This is a genomic window from Pelagibius litoralis (assembly GCF_011683915.1).
Classification (GTDB): domain Bacteria; phylum Pseudomonadota; class Alphaproteobacteria; order Kiloniellales; family Kiloniellaceae; genus Pelagibius; species Pelagibius litoralis.
This window is the reverse complement of record NZ_JAAQPH010000004.1, coordinates 282901-299056: the sequence shown is the minus strand read 5'-3', so window position 1 is coordinate 299056 and position 16156 is coordinate 282901. Positions and strand designations below refer to the sequence as shown.

The window sequence follows — 16156 nt, the reverse complement described above, 5'->3', positions numbered from 1 at the left end:
CGGCCCTGGTAACGACGGCCTTAGTGGCAGGTCATCGGCTCGGTTTCGAGGGCGGCCTCGGCAGCCTCGCAGATCTCGAGCAGCGTGAAGGGCTTGGTAATGACTTCGCAGATCAGTTCTTCGAGGTTATGCGCGCGCTGGCGCTCCGCGGAGTAGCCGGTCATCAGCAGGACCGGCAGGCTGGGGTGATCCTTCGCCACTTTCAGCGCAAGACCGATACCGTCGAGGCTCGGCATCACGATGTCGGTAATCAACAGATCGAACTCTCTGCCGCCAAGTGCCTCCAAGGCCTGCACGCCGTCCTCTACGGAGGTCACCTTGTGGCCCCGATGGGCCAAGGCCCGGCTGACAAAGCTCTGAACTGCAGTATCGTCTTCGGCGACCAGGATATGCGCCATGTTGCTAACCTCTCCTGCGGATCATCGATCGGTCCGGAGCCCGGTCTCGAAAGGAGTTGAAGCGCCTCTGCGGCGTGTCCGACTCCAACGGGCTACCGGGCCCGACCCTCTTGGCCAAACTGCCACCGCGTGGTTAAGCAAGGCTTAATGGGAAGGGCCGATCGGCACGCGCCGGAACGGTTATTCCTCTTCTTTGACGAAGTTGATCGTGAGGTTCTGGCCTTCGCTTGGCGGGTTCACCGCTTCGGTGGCGAACTCGACCTCACCGCCGGCATCCAACTCGGCCTTCGGCGCCTCGAAGACCCACTCAAGCAGGACCTCCCCGTCCTTGCCGGTCAGGCGTGCCATCAGCTTCGGCACCGACTGCTTGCGCGTTGAGATGTTGGTGACAGTGCCTCTCAAGAGGATAACCCTGTCGCCTTCACGCACCGTCGACTTCGGATCGGCAACCCGCAGTTCCAGCGTCGGCCCTGGCGGCATCACGGGAATTCCAAGCGCCTGATAGACGGGTTCGGTCTGCGGGAACTGGGCGACGACCTGATCGCGTCCGAACCAGGCACCGGCGACCAGGCCGAGCAGGAACAACAGCAACAACAGCCAGCCGATAGCACCGCCGCGTCTGGCCTTGGCTTTTTTCGGGGCGGGCCGCCGCTGTGGCGGCCGCAGCGGCGGTGGGGGAATGGATTCGGATTCCGCCGGCGCGGCTTCAACAGCCTCGGGCGGTTCGTCCTCCGGCATCTGATGCCAGCAATTGCCGCACTTGCCACAGCGCACGATACGCCCGTCAAAGCCGAGCTGTTCTCGCTCGACGGCAAAGCGGCTTTCGCAGGCAGGACAAGAAACAATCATAGAGGCGCACTGCCCCCCCAGCAGATGATCCGGTAATCTTATATGGTCGGGGTATAATCAAAGCAAGGCATGAGCAGAAACCTTTACGGGGCTGACGTGCCTATGCCATTTTCGATTCACGCTTCCGCAAAAGGGAAATTTAAGTTTGGTTCGCTTCGAGGACGTCGTGCTGCGCTATGGCAAGGGTCCGGAGATCCTGAAGCACATCTCCCTGCAGTTCGACCCCGGATCCTATCACTTCCTCGTCGGGGCCAGCGGCGCGGGCAAATCTTCGCTATTGCGCATGATGTACCTTGCGCAGCACCCCAGCGACGGCCGCGTGGCGCTCTTCGGGCGCGATATCGCCGGGCTCTCGCGGCGCGAGACGGCCCTGCTGCGGCGGCAAATCGGAGTCGTTTTCCAGGACTTTCGACTGCTGGAACACCTCACCGCGCGCGAAAACGTGGCCCTGCCTCTGCAAATCAGCGGAGAAGCCGGCGCCCGCAGTGCCAAGGACGTCGAAGAACTGCTGAGCTGGGTCGGCCTGGCCGACCACATGGATGCCCTGCCGCCAACGCTCTCCGGCGGGCAGCAGCAGCGGGTGGCGATCGCCCGTGCCGTCATCGGCCGGCCCAGCCTGCTGCTGGCCGACGAACCGACCGGCAACCTGGACGACCGCATGGCGGTACGGCTGCTTTATCTCTTCGAAGAGCTGAACAAAATCGGCACCACCGTTGTCATCGCCACGCATAACGAATCGCTTGTTCAGCGCTTCCGCCATCCAATTACCCGGCTGAGCGGCGGCGAGATCGATTCGTCCGGCGATTCCGCTGCCGCACCCAAACGGGAAGCGCCATGAGCCGGCGGCGCAAACATCAGGCGGTTCCGCTCGACCGCGATGCCTCAGGCCGCTATCTGCCGCTGCTGGTTGCCATCATGGTCTATCTGGCGGCCCTGGCCCTGGCCGGCGCCATGGTGGCCAACAAGCTGGCTTCGCGCTGGGACAGCGGGCTGGCCGGCGCCTTGACGGTTCAGCTGCCGGCTGCGGCACCAGCAGCGGAAAACGCGACCGGGAACGACCCCGTATTGCCGGCAGTCGTCGCCCTGCTCGAGCAGACCCAGGGGGTTATCGCGGTCGACGCCATGCAGACCAGCGAGATATCGGCACTGCTGGAGCCCTGGCTGGGCGATGCGGTGCTGGCCGGCGACCTGCCGCTGCCGCGGCTGATCGCCGTGACGGTGGATGCAGGCCAGCCACCGGATCTGGCGGCCCTGCGCCGCTCGGTCCTGGCCATTGCGCCCGGCAGCCTGGTGGACGATCACCAACGCTGGCTGTCGCACCTTTTGGACCTCGCCTGGGCGGTGGAGATCATGGCCATCGTGATCGTCGCCATGGTGGTCTGCGCCGCCGCGATCATGGTGGCTTTCGTGACCCGCATGGGTCTGGCGGCCCACGAGCAGGCCATCGAACTGCTGCATCTGATCGGCGCGCAGGATTCCTATGTCGCCCGCCAGTTTCAGAACCATGCCCTCAGCCTCGGCCTGCGCGGCGGCCTGATCGGGCTGCTCTGCGCCCTCCCGACCCTTTATCTGGGGCGCCATCTTCTGCAGCGCATCAACTCCGGACTGCTGCCTGAAATGAGCCTGCTGCCCCACGAGTGGTCGCTGCTGATCCTCCTGCCGGTTGCCTCAGCCCTGGTGACCATGCTGACAGCGCGTTTCACCGTGCTGCGCACCCTGGCCAGGATGCCGTGATGCGCCAGCGCCCCTCTGGAAAGGATCGCCTGAGGTCGGTCGCCGGCAAGCTTCGCTGGTTGCGCAGGTTGCTGGCGGTGGCGGCGATCCTCGGCCTGGCCTGGGGCGGCGGCCTGTTCTGGTTTGCCAGCCAACTGCCCACGGAGGTGCAGGATCTTGAAAGCCAGACCGACGCCATCGTGGTCCTGACCGGCGGCAGCGACCGCCTGAACACGGCCCTGGCCCTGCTGACCGCCCAAAAGGCGGACAAGCTCTTCGTATCCGGCGTCTATCGCGGCATCGACGTGCGCCAGTTGCTGGAAGTTTTCGAACAGTCGCCCGAAGACCTGTCCTGCTGCGTCTTTCTGGGCTACGAGGCCGACAACACCCGGGGCAACGCGATCGAGACGGCGGATTGGATTGCTGCCGAGGGTGCGGCCTCTCTCAGGCTGGTGACGGCGACCTATCACATGCCGCGCTCTTTGCTGGAATTTCGCCGCCGCATGCCCGGTATCGAGGTCGTCCCGCACCCGGTGTTTCCCGAACCCTTCAAGCGCGACGACTGGTGGCTCTGGCCCGGCAGCAGCTCGCTGCTGGTGTCGGAATACAGCAAGTATCTGGTCGCCGTGGTCCGGAACTGGTTTGAAAGCCTGGTGGCAGCGGTGCCATGACCCTGCTCCGGTCCCTGCTGTTCAATCTCTTCTTCTACGTCTGGACCAGCCTGATCCTGGTCGTCGGCCTGCCATTGATGCTGGGGCCGCGCAGCTGGCTGTATCATCTCGGCCGCTTTTGGGTCGGCGGCATCATGGCGGCCCTGCGCATCCTCTGCGGCCTGCGCTACGAGGTGCGCGGCCTTGAGAACCTGCCGGATGGACCGGTCCTGATCGCGGCCAAGCATCAGTCCGCCTGGGATACGCTCATCTTCTCCCTGCTGCTGTGGGACCACAGCTTCGTCCTGAAGCAGGAATTGACCTGGATACCGGTTTTCGGGCTCTACCTGCTGCGCGCCGGCCTGGTGCCGGTGGACCGCAAGGGCGGCAGCCGGGCCCTGCGCAAGATGGTCGCCAAGGCCAAACACGCCGTCTCCCAAGGCCGGCCCATCGTGATTTTCCCTGAGGGCACGCGGGTCGCCCCCGGCCAAAAGCGCCCCTACCATCCGGGCGTTGCCGCGCTTTACAGCCAACTCGGCATCGGCGTCGTGCCGGTGGCCCTGAATTCCGGCCTTTTCTGGGGCCGCCACCGCTTTGCAAAAAAGGCCGGAACCATCGTCCTGGAGTTCCTTCCCCAGATCGAGCCGGGGCTGCATCGAAAAGAGTTCCTGCGGCGCCTGGAAACCGCAATCGAAGAGCGCAGCCGCGCCCTGGCATCGCCCAATCATCAGAAAATGCTTATGCCTCAAGCGGGGGAATCGACTCAGCAGATCGATTAGCTTGTGCGCAAAGCTGTGGACAGCTCTCGTCCCGGCAACAAACGGGGGAAAATCTCCGCTTGCCAAGATATCGCCGGGCCGCGAATCGGCGAAAGAAACAAAAACCGAACACGGCTTGACCGGGCAAGGAGCCAGACCTATCGTCGACACAGCATTTCTGCCGCAAGATGGCTCAAATCCGGGATCTTAGGATCGTTGAAAGGCTTGGCCATGTCTGAATTCTCGGCCCTGTCACAAGAAATCTGGGACATGAAGTACCGCCTCAAGGCGGCCTCGGGCGAGCCTGTGGACAAAACCGTCGCCGACACCTGGCGGCGGATTGCCGGAGCTTTGGCGGCCGCTGAAGGACAATATTCAACCCAGGGCACCGTCAAATCCGAATTTTATGACGCGCTGCGCGATTTTCGCTTTTTGCCGGCCGGGCGCATCCAGGCCGGGGCCGGCAGCGACCGCAACGTCACCCTGTTCAACTGCTTCGTCATGGGGGCCATCCCCGACGATATGGCCGGCATCTTCGAGCATCTGAAGGAAGCCGCGCTGACCATGCAGCAGGGCGGCGGCATCGGCTACGACTTCTCCACCCTCAGGCCACGCGGCGCACCGGTTCACGGGATCGGCGCGGACGCCTCGGGCCCGCTCTCCTTCATGGACGTCTGGGACGCCATGTGCCGGACCATCATGAGTGCCGGGTCACGCCGCGGCGCGATGATGGCCACCCTGGCCTGCGACCATCCGGACATCGAAGCCTTCATCGAAGCCAAGCAGACGCCGGGCCGGCTTTCCATGTTCAATCTCTCGGTCCTGATCAGCGACGCCTTCATGCAGGCGGTGCGCGAGGACCAGCCCTGGCAACTGGCCTTTGAGGGGACCGTCTACCGTGTCATCCAGGCCCGCGTCCTCTGGGACCGCATCATGCGGGCGACCTATGCCGCCGCCGAGCCGGGGGTGATTTTCATCGACCGCATCAACCGGCGCAACAATCTGCACTACTGCGAAACCATCCGGGCGACCAATCCCTGCGGCGAGCAGCCGCTGCCGCCTTATGGCGCCTGCCTGCTGGGCTCGATCAATCTGACCGCCCTGGTGACCAGGCCCTTCGAGGCGGAGGCGGCGCTAGATGTCATAGCCCTGGGAGCCCTGGTGCCGACCGCCGTGCGCATGCTCGACAACGCCATCGACGTTTCGCGCTTCCCGCTGGAGGCGCAACGCCAGGAGGCCCAGGCGAAACGCCGCATCGGCCTGGGCGTTACCGGTCTGGCCGATGCGCTGATCTGCTGCGGGCTGCGCTATGGCTCCGCCGAGGCGGTGGCGATGACGGAACGCTGGATGGCCGCCTTCCGGCACGCCGCCTACCAGGCCTCGATCGATCTCGCCAAGGAAAAAGGGCCCTTTCCGCTGTTCGACCGCGAAGCCTATCTGGCCGGCGAGTCGATCCGCGAATTGGACGAGGAACTGCGCGACGGCATCGCCCGCCACGGCATCCGCAATGCCCTGGTCACCTCCATCGCACCCACCGGCACCATTTCGCTGCTGGCGGACAACATCTCCTCCGGCCTGGAGCCGGTTTTCAGCTTCGCCTACACCAGGCGGATTCTGCAGCCCGACGGCAGCCGCCGCGAAGAGGACGTCAGCGACTACGCCTATCGCCTCTACCGCCGCCTGAAAGGGCCGGAAGCGCCGCTGACCCCCGCCTTTGTCGATGCCCAGACGCTGGAACCCGCCGCCCATGTGGTGATGCAGGCCGCCGTGCAGCGCTATATCGACAGTTCGGTCTCCAAGACCATCAACCTGCCGGCCGAGATCTCTTTCGAGGCCTTCAAGGATGTCTACGCCCAGGCCTATGACCTGGGCTGCAAGGGCTGCACAACCTATCGGCCCAACGAGATCACCGGGGCCGTGCTCTCGGTCGAGCCGAAAGACGGCGGACAAACAGCGCCGGCACACGGGCAGGCCTCCAGCGGCCTCACCTCAGAGGGCGAGGTGGTCTACATGACCGACCCGCTGGCGCGGCCGGAGGCCCTGCCCGGCAGTACCTACAAGCTGCGCTGGCCCGACAGCGACCATGCGATCTACATCACCCTGAACGACATCGTTCAGGAAAGCGCCGGCAAGCAGGGCGGCGGCCAGGAGCAACGCCGGCGCCCCTTCGAGATCTTCATCAACTCGAAGAACATGGAACACTATGCCTGGACCCTGGCACTGACCCGCATGATCTCCGCCGTGTTCCGCCGCGGCGGCGATGTCTCCTTTGTCGTAGAGGAGCTGAAGGCGGTTTTCGATCCGCGCGGCGGCGCCTGGATGGAGGGGCGTTACGTTCCCTCCCTGCTGGCCGCCATCGGCGGGGTGATCGAGCAGCACATGATGGAGATCGGTTTCCTGCAGGCCAAAGATGCGCCGCAGGACGGCGAACAAAAGGCGGTGGTGAACCTGGGCAATCCCGCCGGCGACCGGCGCTTTGCCCAATGCCCTAAGTGCGGCGGCGCCAGCCTGATCCGCCAGGAGGGCTGCGACCTCTGCACCGCCTGCGGTTACTCCAAGTGTGGCTAAACAACAAAGTCCGATCGGGCGGGTAGCACCGCCCAAACCAAACCCTACGCGCGGGGCCGGTCCCGCTGCCAACAGGCAAGGCTGCCGCGAAGCCTTCCGGTCAGGGACATCCACAATTCCAATATCAGGGAGAACACAGAATGCAGGAACTGCAGGGCAAGACCGCTGTTATCACAGGCGCCAGCCGGGGGATCGGCGCCGCCGCGGCCGAGGAACTGGCGCGGTTGGGCGTCTCAGTTGTCCTTGCCGCGCGCAGCCTGGATGAGATCGAGGCGCTGGCCACGAAGATCACCGAGGCAGGCGACAAGGCGAGCGCCGTTGCCTGCGACGTCAGCCGCTATGACGATGTCACCGCCGCTGTCGAGCATTGCCGAAGCACCTATGGCAGCCTGGACATCCTGGTGAACAACGCAGGGGTGATCGACCCGATTGCGCGCCTGGGCGAGTCCGACCCGGCAGCCTGGGACCTTGCCGTCGACATCAATCTCAAGGGCGTCTACCACGGTCTGCGCGCCGCGCTCCCGGTCATGGAAGCGCAGGGCAGCGGCGTGATCGTCAACATCAGCTCAGGCGCCGCTACCGGGGCCCTCGAGGGCTGGAGCCACTACTGCTCGACGAAGGCCGCCGTGCTGTCGCTGACCCGCTGCGCCGACAAGGAATACCGCGAAAAAGGCATCCGGGTGGTGGGTCTGAGCCCCGGTACCGTCGCCACCGACATGCAGGTTTCGATCAAGGCTTCCGGCATCAACCCGGTCAGCCAGCTGGACCCCTCTGTCCATATCCCGGCGGACTGGCCTGCCCGCGCGATTGCCTGGCTGTGCACGGCTGAGGCCGCGGAATTCGCCGGCACCGACTTCTCGCTGAAAACCGAAGAAGGCCGACGCCGGGTCGGCCTGGTGAGCTGACTGTAAAGGGGTCGCGGCCGCCTACGCCGTGACGGGCCGGGGCGGCTGTTTCACCCGCACCACCCTGCCCAGGACATGGTCCAGCGAAAGCGCGCCGGCCCCCTTCACCACCAGGGCAATCAACAGGAAAACCCAGAGCGCGCGCTGGTCGAGAATGGCGGCGCTCGGCAAGCGGTCGAACCAGGATCCGACGGTCGCCGCGTCGACGCCGTGAAAAGCGATGTCGACGTAGCTCTGCACCACGATGAAACCGATCATACCCAATGAGGCGAGACGCGTGAAAAGCCCGAACACGATGAGCAGCGGCAGAACGAACTCGGCATAGGTGCCAGCGAAGACGATGAGGTCATAGGGGAAGAACGGCACCTGCGAGGCGTCGTAGCCATAGGCTTCGACGACCGAGGGCAGAATCTGAAAATAGGCATTGTCGCCGACGCTGAAAAATCCGGTCACGCCGTCGCCCACCTTCAGGCTGGCGGAATGCAGGTAGTAGACCGCCAGCACCGCAGCAAAGACCAGACGGGCGAGGAACCCGAGAAACCAGCCGTCCAGTTTCGCCTCGATCAGGCCAAAGATCCGGTCATAGAGAGCAGTCAATTGGGTCATCGTCTTCAGCCTATTCTTGCTTGGGTTCAGGGCCTGCCGGCAAAACAGCAGTCACCGCACCGACTTCGAAAAGCCCCTGCAGATGCACTGCAAGATCGAAAGCCGGGTCGCGGAGTGCCGCCAGCTCGGCGGCCTCGGCCAGGGGCGCCCCGGCCAGAAGCCGCCCGATGAAGTCATAGCCGCCGGCCGGCAGGATGCGCGTGTCCGCGTTCAGTGCCGGGCGGATCACCATGGCATCCTGGCCCTGGCTCATCTCGACCGCGGCATCGGGATCGGTGCCGCTGCTGCTGGCCCAGAGCGAAACCACCGGCCAGCGTGAGTGCAGCAACTGCAGAGAGGGGTGCAGCTCAAAGCGCAAGCCCGCCAGGTCTGCCGGCGGCAATGCCGCCAGCCGGTCGATGGCCAGGGACGCCGCATCGGCGGCGTGAAAGGCATTAAGCCGGGCCCATTCCAGCCGCGCGACATCGCCCAGATAGGGCACCTGAGATGCCGGAGGAAAGCCGTCCAGGAATTTGCCGAAACCCTGGCCGTAGAGCAGCAAGACGGGCGATTGCGGCGGATCCAGATCGATATAGGCCTTGGCCGCCGCCTTGAAGAAGGCATCGCCGACAAGTTGGCGCAGCGCCGGGAAAGCGGATTCCAGCGCCTCGATCAGGCTGGCCATCCGGTTGTTGCGGTAGACGTCGAAGCGGCGGCTCTGCGGCTGCCGCGCCTGCCCCGCGATGGTCGCGGGGGGCGGCAGGCCGGCGTCACGCAGCGCCGCGGCGAAACCGCCCTGCAGATCAGCGAGCGACGGCATGCTGAGTCCGGGGAAGTGGGGCCGGGTCTTTGGGGCCGCAGAATACCTGGGCCGCGATGAAGCGCTCGGCCGTAAGGGTTTCGGCGTAGAGCGTCTCCCAGGCCGGCAGGTCGTTGTCCCATTCGATGAGGCTGGGTTTTGCCCCACCGCGCGCAAGCGTCCTGGCGTAGAGCGCCCAGACCTGGTCGTCCACCGCCCGGTCATGGGCATCGATAAGCAGGGTCCCGCCGGTCGCCTCGCGTTCGGTTGCATGGCCGCCGAGATGAATTTCACCCACCAGGTCCAGGGGAAAAGCGTCGATGTAAGCTTCGGCCGAATAGCCCTGATTGGTCGCTGAAACCAGCACGTTGTTCACATCCAGCAGCAGCCCGCAGCCGCTCTGCTTCGCCACGGCCTGGAGAAAATCGATCTCGCTCAGGGCGCTGTTTTCAAAGGCCACATAGGTCGAGGGATTCTCCAGCAGGACCTGGCGGCGCAGCACCTGTTGCATCCGGTCCAGGTGGTCGCTGACGCGCATCACCGCCTCATCGGTATAGGGCAGCGGCAGCAGATCGTTCAGATAGATATCGTCATGGGTCGACCAGGCGAGGTGTTCGCTTACCAGGCCCGGTTCATAACGCTCGGCCAGATCCCTGAGGCGCGCCAGATGCGCCTCGTCCAGCGGCTGCGCGCCGCCGATGGAAAGGCCGACGCCGTGCAGCGAAAGGGGATAGTCCCGGCGGATCCGGGTCAGATAGTGGTGCGGCGGACCGCCCGCGCCCATGTAGTTCTCGGCGTGCACCTCAAACCAGCCGACATCGGGCCTGGTATCCAGGATGACGTCATAGTGCTGAGCCTTCAGGCCCAGCCCGGCGCGGCTCGGTATGGTCATGGGTTTGGTCATTTTAGTCTGGCCGGGGCGGTCGGGCAGGGATGAGCGGGAACACCGGCCCGATAGCGGAATCGCACAATCGGGCCGGTGTTCCCATCAGATCCATCCTCAGGCGGTCTTCAGCCTAGGCCTGCGGCAGGTCGCGTTCCAGGGCTTCCAGCGCCCCGGTGCGGTCGCCCGGCAGCTCGAAGTCCGCGTTGGCCTCTTCGACGCCGTACTTCAGGCAATCGCCGGCCGGAACCAGCGTCCAGGCATTGCCCTGGTAGTCGATTGTCGAAGTCCCGGCACAGGTGGTGCCGGGACCGGCGGCACAGTCGTTCTGCCCGGCCAGAGAAATGCCGTAGCATTTTTCTTTTGCTGCGGCACCGGCGGGGGCCACGTTCGCCGTCGCCGATACCGCGAGGGCCACGGCCCCGGCAATCATCGCCGCCGAGACAACCTTGGTCTTTTCAGCCATTCTCTCAAATCTCCTCTGCTTCACCCGTGTCGCCCGGTAACCTAGCAAGAACCGGGGCACAGGAAGACGTCAAACGTCGGGTTATCCCTCGATGGGCGCAGTAACGCTGTAGGTACCCTTGTTGTCGTCGATCGCTTTCCAGCTGCGCGACGACGCGGGGGCGGCTTCCTTGCCTGTCCAGTTCTGGTCGGCCTTGGTGAGATTGCCGGGGATGTCGCTTTCCCAGAACCCGACCACGTTCGGCGTGATGTTCAGATAGAGCTTGCCGTCGACGATGCGCCAGAGATTGGGGTTCGCCGGGACCTTGCCGCCCTGGGCCAGGCCGTAGGCGCAATGCCCATCGAACGCCGGCGCATACTTCGCCGGATCGGCAACGAACTTGTCACGGTTGGCCTCGGTGGAGAACGCCCAGGTGGCGCCGTTGTATTCCGCCGTGATCAAAGCCTTGCCGGGCACTGCTTCCGGCTGCCTGGTGCCCACGGCATTTTGCTGAATGTCGAAATAAGCCACAGCGTCATAGCCGCTGATCGCGAAACCGGACTCATCGACATACTGCTCGCCGGCCTGGGCCGCACCGGTAACCAACACCGACAAAGCCGATGCCAGAATAAGTTTGCGCATCATGGGGAGGACCTCGCATCTTCAGTTTGAAAGAACAGGCAGGCGCCTGACTAGATAGAGATATTTGCGTAATCGGGTCGCGATCAAATCACGAGACGTCACTAAAATGTGACGCAGACCGGACGACGCAGATCAGGGGGCCCGGGGACCTCGTTATACCCAGCAAGTCTGCAGTACCGGGCGAAGCGGCCGGTAGAGCAGATACGGCTTCTCAGCCTCGGCGCACTCTGGCCTCGCTCAGAAGACGCTCCAGCGCGCGGTCGCGCAGACCCAGGGCCTGCAGGTGATGCACGGTGTTTTCCAGGTATTCGACACAGGGGCCACGGTCGCCGCGCCCCTGCAGGATCATCTCGACAATCCGGTCGTGGGGCAGACCACCGGCGTACTGCGGGTGTGCGCGGTCGACCACGAAGGTAATCGCCGGGACAACGCCCTGATCGGTTTTCGCCGCGCGCCAGGACGGCAGGTAGACGCCGGTGATCATCTCGCGCTCATAGAGATAATCGAGCACCGCCTCGCCTTCGGCCGCCGGTACCCGAAAGGCCAGACCGCGGCAGGAACCGCCGCGATCGAGCCCCAGAACCAACCCCGGCAGACGCGGGGTGCCGCGATATCTGTGAGAAAAGACGCAAAAGCGCCGATGAAGACCGTTCAGGCGGGCAATGCGGACTTCGACATGGGGAAAGCCCGGATGCCACATCAAAGATCCATAGCCGAAAACCCAGAAATCCTGTCGCGGCGGCAGGCTCAGGCGCCGGGCGGCCATCTCCTCGGCAGAAAGGGATTCCAGACCATCGAGGTCCGGCCACTCGGTCTCCGTCACGTTTTATCCCGATCATGATGTGCAGCGCCGCCCCTATACCAACAAATCGGAGCCCCGGCCTCAAGCATCCATCCAAACGGCCGCATGAGGGTCGGCTGGATTTGTGGCTGCGTGGGCACAGGCCGCCTTCTATCATGGCGACCACCATAGCAATTCGGGAGTACCCTGCGCCCATGCGCCGCCGTAAGCACCTGTCGATCGCCTTTGTCGCGACCCTTTGCCTCTTTTCGCTCGCCCTGGCGGGCTACTGGTTCTGGGCCTCTGCGGCTCTGGCCGAGGGGATCGAGCGCTGGCGCGGCCAGCAGGTCGAACGGGGCTATGAGATCGCCTACGATGGACCGCAGATGTCCGGCTTCCCTTTCGCGCTGACGGTGACCTTCGACGCGCCAAAAGTGACCAGCCCACAGGACCTGACCTGGGAAGGCCCGACGATTTCGGGGGAGGCCAGGCTCTGGGACCCCTTCACCATCGACCTGCAATTTCCCGGCAACCACCACCTGCGCCTGGCCGAGGGTGGAGACCGGAAACAGGCGGATATCATGGCCGAAGAAGCCCAGGGCCGGGTGGTGCTCGCCTTCGACGGCCAGGTCGACCGCGCCATGGTCGATCTCGGTGTCCTGCGGCTGGAGGGTCCCGGGCTGGATCCTGTCTCGGCGGAGCGGCTGACAGCACGCCTGGGACCGCTGCAAGCCGCCAGCGGCGACGATCCGGAGACGCTGGAGCTGGTCGGCGAAGCCCTGGCCCTGCAACTGCCGCAAGGTCATGGCGGCCCTCTGGGCAACGCCCTGGCCCGGCTGTCCTTCGATTCGACTGTGGTGGGCGGCATTCCCCGCGGCAAGCCGGTCGTCGCCCTGCCGCTCTGGCGCGATGCCGGCGGGCTTTGGCGGTTCCGACGGCTGGCGGCGCGCTGGGGGCCCTTGGACCTGCAGGCCAGTGGCAATATCGCTCTGGACCAGGCCCTGCGCCCGGCGGGACGCTTCGACACCAAATTGAAGGGGGCGGAGGAGATCATCGACAGATTGATCGAGAGCGGTGATATCAAACCGGAGGCCGCCTTTGCCGCGCGGCTGGCGGTTGCCGCTCTGGGCCGGCGCGACACGACCTCGGACGCGACGGTGCTCGAAGCGCCGATTACTCTGCGGGATGGTCTGCTTTATCTTGGACCGGTCCCGCTGTTCCCGATCGCTCCGGTTCTCTAGGATCGAAGGAACCGGCCTGATGGGCGTCGACGACGCCGGCGCGGATTTCACGGGTGCGGCGGAAAAGACCCTCCAGGGTTTCGCCCTCGCCCCAGCGGATCGCCCTCTGCAGGGCGGTCAGGTCTTCTGAGAAGCGTTGCAGCATCTCCAACACCGACTCGCGATTGTGCAGGAAAACATCGCGCCACATCACCGGATCCGACCCGGCGATACGCGTGAAGTCACGAAACCCGCCGGCGGAGAACTTCACGACCTCCGCCCGCTCGCTCTCTTCCAGATCGGTCGCGGTGCCGACGATGGTATAGGCGATCAGGTGAGGCAGATGAGAGGTGATGGCCAGCACCTTGTCGTGATGCGCCGCATCCATGACTTCGATGGTCGAGCCCAGGCCCTGCCAAAAAGCCGTAAGCTTCTCGGTCGCCGCCTCCGGCGTGCCCGGCGGCGGGGTCAGGATGCACCAGCGTTGTTCGAAGAGATCGGCAAAGCCCGCTTCGGGTCCGGAATTCTCGGTCCCCGCAATGGGATGGCCGGGCACGAAATGCACGCCGTCCGGCAGAAAAGGCCCGATGTCACGGATCACCGCCTGTTTGACCGAGCCGACATCGGTGACGATGGCCCCGGGCGAAAGCTGCCCAGTGATGGCCTCAGCCAGCGCGGCATTGGCCCCGACAGGGGCACAGAAGATCACCAGGTCCGCGCCGGCAACCGCATCGCCGGGATTGTCATGCAGGGAATCGGCGAAACCCAGCTCGGCAATCGTCCGGCGGGTCTCTTCACGGCGGGAATAGGCTGAGACATGCGCCGCCAGCCCCCGGGCGCGGATTGCCCAGGCCAGGGAGGAGCCGATCAGGCCGGCCCCCAAAAGCGCAACCCGCCCAAACAGCGGCTCAGCATCCGGGGTCGCCGGCAAGGTCACCGGAGCACCGCCTGCAGCGCCTCGGCGGTCGCCCGCATCTCGTCTTCCGTACCGATGGTCACCCGAAGGCAGTTGGCGAGGCCGTAGGCGGCCACGCCCCTGACCAGGATGCCCCGGCGTTTCAGGTCGGCCAACACGCTCTCGGCCTCGGCCTGCCCGCCACGAAAGCGCAGCAACATGAAATTGCCGGCAGAGGGCATCGGCTCGGCACCAGCCTTGGCAGCGACCTCGGAGAACCAACTGCGCCACTTGGTATTGTGGGCGACAGACTTGGCGATATGGTCGGTATCGGCGATCGCGGCGAGGCCCGCCGCCTGCGCCGCCTGGCTGACGTTGAAGGGGCCGCGCACCCGGTTCAGTACATCGACGACCGCGGCCGGAGCATAGGCCCAGCCCAGCCGCAACGCCGCGAGACCATAGATCTTCGAAAAGGTGCGCAGCATGACGACGTTGTCGGCTTCTTCCACCAGAGCCGCCGACCGCGGATAGTCCGCCGCCGTTACATACTCGGCATAGGCCGCATCGATCACCAGCAGCACCGAAGGCGGCAGGCCGGCATGGAGACGTCTCAGCGCCGCTTCCGAGATGTAGCTGCCGGTCGGATTGTTCGGGTTCGCCAGGAACAGCATCCGGGTCTTGTCGGTCACCCGCGCCAGCAGGCCGTCGACATCGGCGGTCAGAGCGACCTCCGGTGCGGTTACCGGCGTCGCGCCGGCGGTCCTTGCCGATATGCCGTACATCAGAAAGCCGTGCTCGCTGTAGAGCACCTCGTCTCCCGGTCCCGCATAGGCGCGCACCAGGAGGGCGATCAGTTCATCGGAACCGGCACCGCAGACAATACGGTCGGCATCCAGGCCCTCGGCCTCGGCCAACGCCCGACGCAGCGCCAAGGCCCCGCCGTCCGGATAGCGGTGCAGGTTTTCCTGCTCGGCCACATAAGCGGCGATGGCGCGCGGGCTCGGACCGAGCGGGTTCTCGTTGGACGCGAGACGGACGACCCGGTTCGCACCTTCAGCCTTTGATTCGCCGCCGACATAAGGCGCGATATCGAGAATGCCGGGACGCGGCGAAAGGCTCATGACACCCCTGCAGAGGCTGCATCGGCGTCGCTGGCATCACCGTTTTCCGCCTGGGTAGAAGGGGCGGGACTGTTGGCCAGGTCTTCCGCCGTCAGGGGCACCGCAAAGCTGCCCACTGCCCAGGCATGGCTGACCTGATCGGTCTCCGCCACCAGGGCGGCAACCCTGGCGTCGTCGCTGGCGAGGAAGCCCTCAACCTCGACCAGGTGAAGCGGGCGGTCGGGCGCATCGACCCAGGCCTGGGTGTTACGCACCTCAAAGCCTGCATCCGACAGCAGGGTCTTCAGGGCCCCGCGCGAAACCGCTTCGTCCAGTTCGACAATCAGGTACCCCTGATCGTCACCGCTTTCCTCCGGCTCCGCCAGGGAAACCACGACCGCTTCCGGCCCGTGCCGGCGGCCGCCGTCCAGCGCGGCAAAAGGCAGGCGGGCGATGATCTTGGGCGAGGCCTTGCCGCTGCGCGCCAGCTTCGGCCACCAGGGGGTGCCGCGGTCCGATTCCGGCAGCGGCAGAATGCCGATATTGGCCTTGCCGTCGCTGACGGCGCGCAAAACCCCCATTTCCGAGCCGTAGCTGGTGATCGGGGTGAGTGAACCGAAATGATCGCGGGCCAGCAGCGACAGATCGCTGCCCCCCTCCGGTGCGAAGGCCGCGGCGGCAAAGGGCCCTTGCAAGCGGGTGAAGACCGAGATGATTTCGCGCCAGATACGGCTGATCACCGGTTTGGGGAAAGGCCCCTGGTGCCGGCCCACAAGCCGGCGCAGCACCCGCGCCTCGCGGCCCGGCCGCATGATCACCGCATTGCTGCCTTTGGCCAGGGCAATCTGGCGCGCAAGCTCGGTGCGACGCATGAGCAAGTCGTGGAGTGAATTGTCGATCTCGTCGATTTTGCGACGCAAATCGTCCAGAGAAGTCGGTTTTTCTGACATATTGCCCCGATACCT

General features: G+C 65.0%; 18 protein-coding genes. 7 read left to right on the top strand and 11 right to left on the bottom strand.

What is annotated here, in order from left to right; translation table 11 throughout:
* Positions 1-20: 20 nt before the first annotated feature.
* Together HBA54_RS07450 and HBA54_RS07445 are read right to left on the bottom strand one after the other, a co-directional pair.
* The gene (locus tag HBA54_RS07450) at positions 21-398 is read right to left on the bottom strand and encodes a response regulator (protein WP_167222964.1); all 378 of its coding nucleotides are present in this window, start codon (positions 396-398) and stop codon (positions 21-23) included.
* Between the two features lie 180 nt (positions 399-578).
* Positions 579-1247 (bottom strand): DUF3426 domain-containing protein, encoded by a 669-nt coding sequence (locus HBA54_RS07445; protein WP_167223099.1) that lies wholly within the window; start codon positions 1245-1247, stop codon positions 579-581.
* Positions 1248-1392: 145 nt separating this feature from the next.
* On the opposite strand from HBA54_RS07445, the gene ftsE reads away from it, so the two are divergent.
* The 6 genes from ftsE to HBA54_RS07415 all read left to right on the top strand — a co-directional run bounded on the left by ftsE (position 1393) and on the right by HBA54_RS07415 (position 7841).
* Positions 1393-2085, top strand: a complete 693-nt coding sequence (ftsE, locus tag HBA54_RS07440) for a cell division ATP-binding protein FtsE (protein WP_167222962.1) — start codon at positions 1393-1395, stop codon at positions 2083-2085.
* Positions 2082-2981, top strand: coding sequence for a cell division protein FtsX (locus tag HBA54_RS07435; RefSeq protein ID WP_167222961.1), 900 nt, complete (start codon positions 2082-2084; stop codon positions 2979-2981). The genes ftsE and HBA54_RS07435 overlap by 4 nt, the downstream gene beginning before the upstream one ends.
* Positions 2981-3631 (top strand): YdcF family protein, encoded by a 651-nt coding sequence (locus tag HBA54_RS07430; protein ID WP_167222959.1) that lies wholly within the window; start codon positions 2981-2983, stop codon positions 3629-3631. The genes HBA54_RS07435 and HBA54_RS07430 overlap by 1 nt, the downstream gene beginning before the upstream one ends.
* A complete protein-coding gene (locus HBA54_RS07425; protein ID WP_167222957.1) occupies positions 3628-4389 on the top strand; it encodes a lysophospholipid acyltransferase family protein in 762 nt (253 codons plus the stop codon). The genes HBA54_RS07430 and HBA54_RS07425 overlap by 4 nt, the downstream gene beginning before the upstream one ends.
* Before the next feature lie 210 nt (positions 4390-4599).
* A complete protein-coding gene (locus HBA54_RS07420) occupies positions 4600-6936 on the top strand; it encodes an adenosylcobalamin-dependent ribonucleoside-diphosphate reductase (protein ID WP_167222955.1) in 2337 nt (778 codons plus the stop codon).
* Between the two features lie 140 nt (positions 6937-7076).
* Positions 7077-7841, top strand: a complete 765-nt coding sequence (locus tag HBA54_RS07415) for an SDR family oxidoreductase (protein WP_167222953.1) — start codon at positions 7077-7079, stop codon at positions 7839-7841.
* 21 nt (positions 7842-7862) lie between these two features.
* Here HBA54_RS07415 and HBA54_RS07410 read toward each other — a convergent pair whose 3' ends face one another.
* From HBA54_RS07410 to HBA54_RS07385, 6 genes are all read right to left on the bottom strand, one after another.
* A complete protein-coding gene (locus tag HBA54_RS07410; protein WP_167222950.1) occupies positions 7863-8447 on the bottom strand; it encodes a DoxX family protein in 585 nt (194 codons plus the stop codon).
* A 10-nt stretch (positions 8448-8457) separates the two neighbouring features.
* Positions 8458-9246, bottom strand: a complete 789-nt coding sequence (locus HBA54_RS07405) for an HvfC/BufC N-terminal domain-containing protein (RefSeq protein ID WP_167222948.1) — start codon at positions 9244-9246, stop codon at positions 8458-8460.
* Positions 9230-10117 carry an MNIO family bufferin maturase gene (gene bufB / locus HBA54_RS07400; RefSeq protein ID WP_240932545.1) on the bottom strand — a complete coding sequence of 296 codons (888 nt, stop codon included), beginning with the start codon at positions 10115-10117 and terminating at the stop codon, positions 9230-9232. Before bufB ends, HBA54_RS07405 begins: the two co-directional genes overlap by 17 nt.
* Before the next feature lie 124 nt (positions 10118-10241).
* On the bottom strand, positions 10242-10574 hold the full coding sequence (locus tag HBA54_RS07395) for a BufA1 family periplasmic bufferin-type metallophore (RefSeq protein ID WP_167222944.1): 333 nt from the start codon (positions 10572-10574) through the stop codon (positions 10242-10244).
* 81 nt (positions 10575-10655) lie between these two features.
* On the bottom strand, positions 10656-11198 hold the full coding sequence (locus HBA54_RS07390) for a YHS domain-containing (seleno)protein (protein ID WP_205944470.1): 543 nt from the start codon (positions 11196-11198) through the stop codon (positions 10656-10658).
* A gap of 208 nt (positions 11199-11406) precedes the next feature.
* On the bottom strand, positions 11407-12018 hold the full coding sequence (locus tag HBA54_RS07385; protein ID WP_322095990.1) for a gamma-glutamylcyclotransferase: 612 nt from the start codon (positions 12016-12018) through the stop codon (positions 11407-11409).
* Between the two features lie 173 nt (positions 12019-12191).
* On the opposite strand from HBA54_RS07385, the gene HBA54_RS07380 reads away from it, so the two are divergent.
* Positions 12192-13217, top strand: a complete 1026-nt coding sequence (locus HBA54_RS07380; protein WP_205944469.1) for a DUF2125 domain-containing protein — start codon at positions 12192-12194, stop codon at positions 13215-13217.
* Here the strand turns inward: HBA54_RS07380 and HBA54_RS07375 are convergent.
* From HBA54_RS07375 to pheA, 3 genes are read right to left on the bottom strand one after another with little or no spacing between them, the layout of a single operon-like run.
* A complete protein-coding gene (locus HBA54_RS07375) occupies positions 13150-14133 on the bottom strand; it encodes a prephenate/arogenate dehydrogenase family protein (protein ID WP_322095989.1) in 984 nt (327 codons plus the stop codon). The two genes, HBA54_RS07380 and HBA54_RS07375, sit on opposite strands and share 68 nt — an antisense overlap.
* The gene (hisC, locus tag HBA54_RS07370) at positions 14130-15212 is read right to left on the bottom strand and encodes a histidinol-phosphate transaminase (RefSeq protein ID WP_167222940.1); all 1083 of its coding nucleotides are present in this window, start codon (positions 15210-15212) and stop codon (positions 14130-14132) included. Before hisC ends, HBA54_RS07375 begins: the two co-directional genes overlap by 4 nt.
* Positions 15209-16141 carry a chorismate mutase gene (pheA, locus tag HBA54_RS07365; RefSeq protein ID WP_167222938.1) on the bottom strand — a complete coding sequence of 311 codons (933 nt, stop codon included), beginning with the start codon at positions 16139-16141 and terminating at the stop codon, positions 15209-15211. The genes hisC and pheA overlap by 4 nt, the downstream gene beginning before the upstream one ends.
* Positions 16142-16156: the final 15 nt, after the last annotated feature.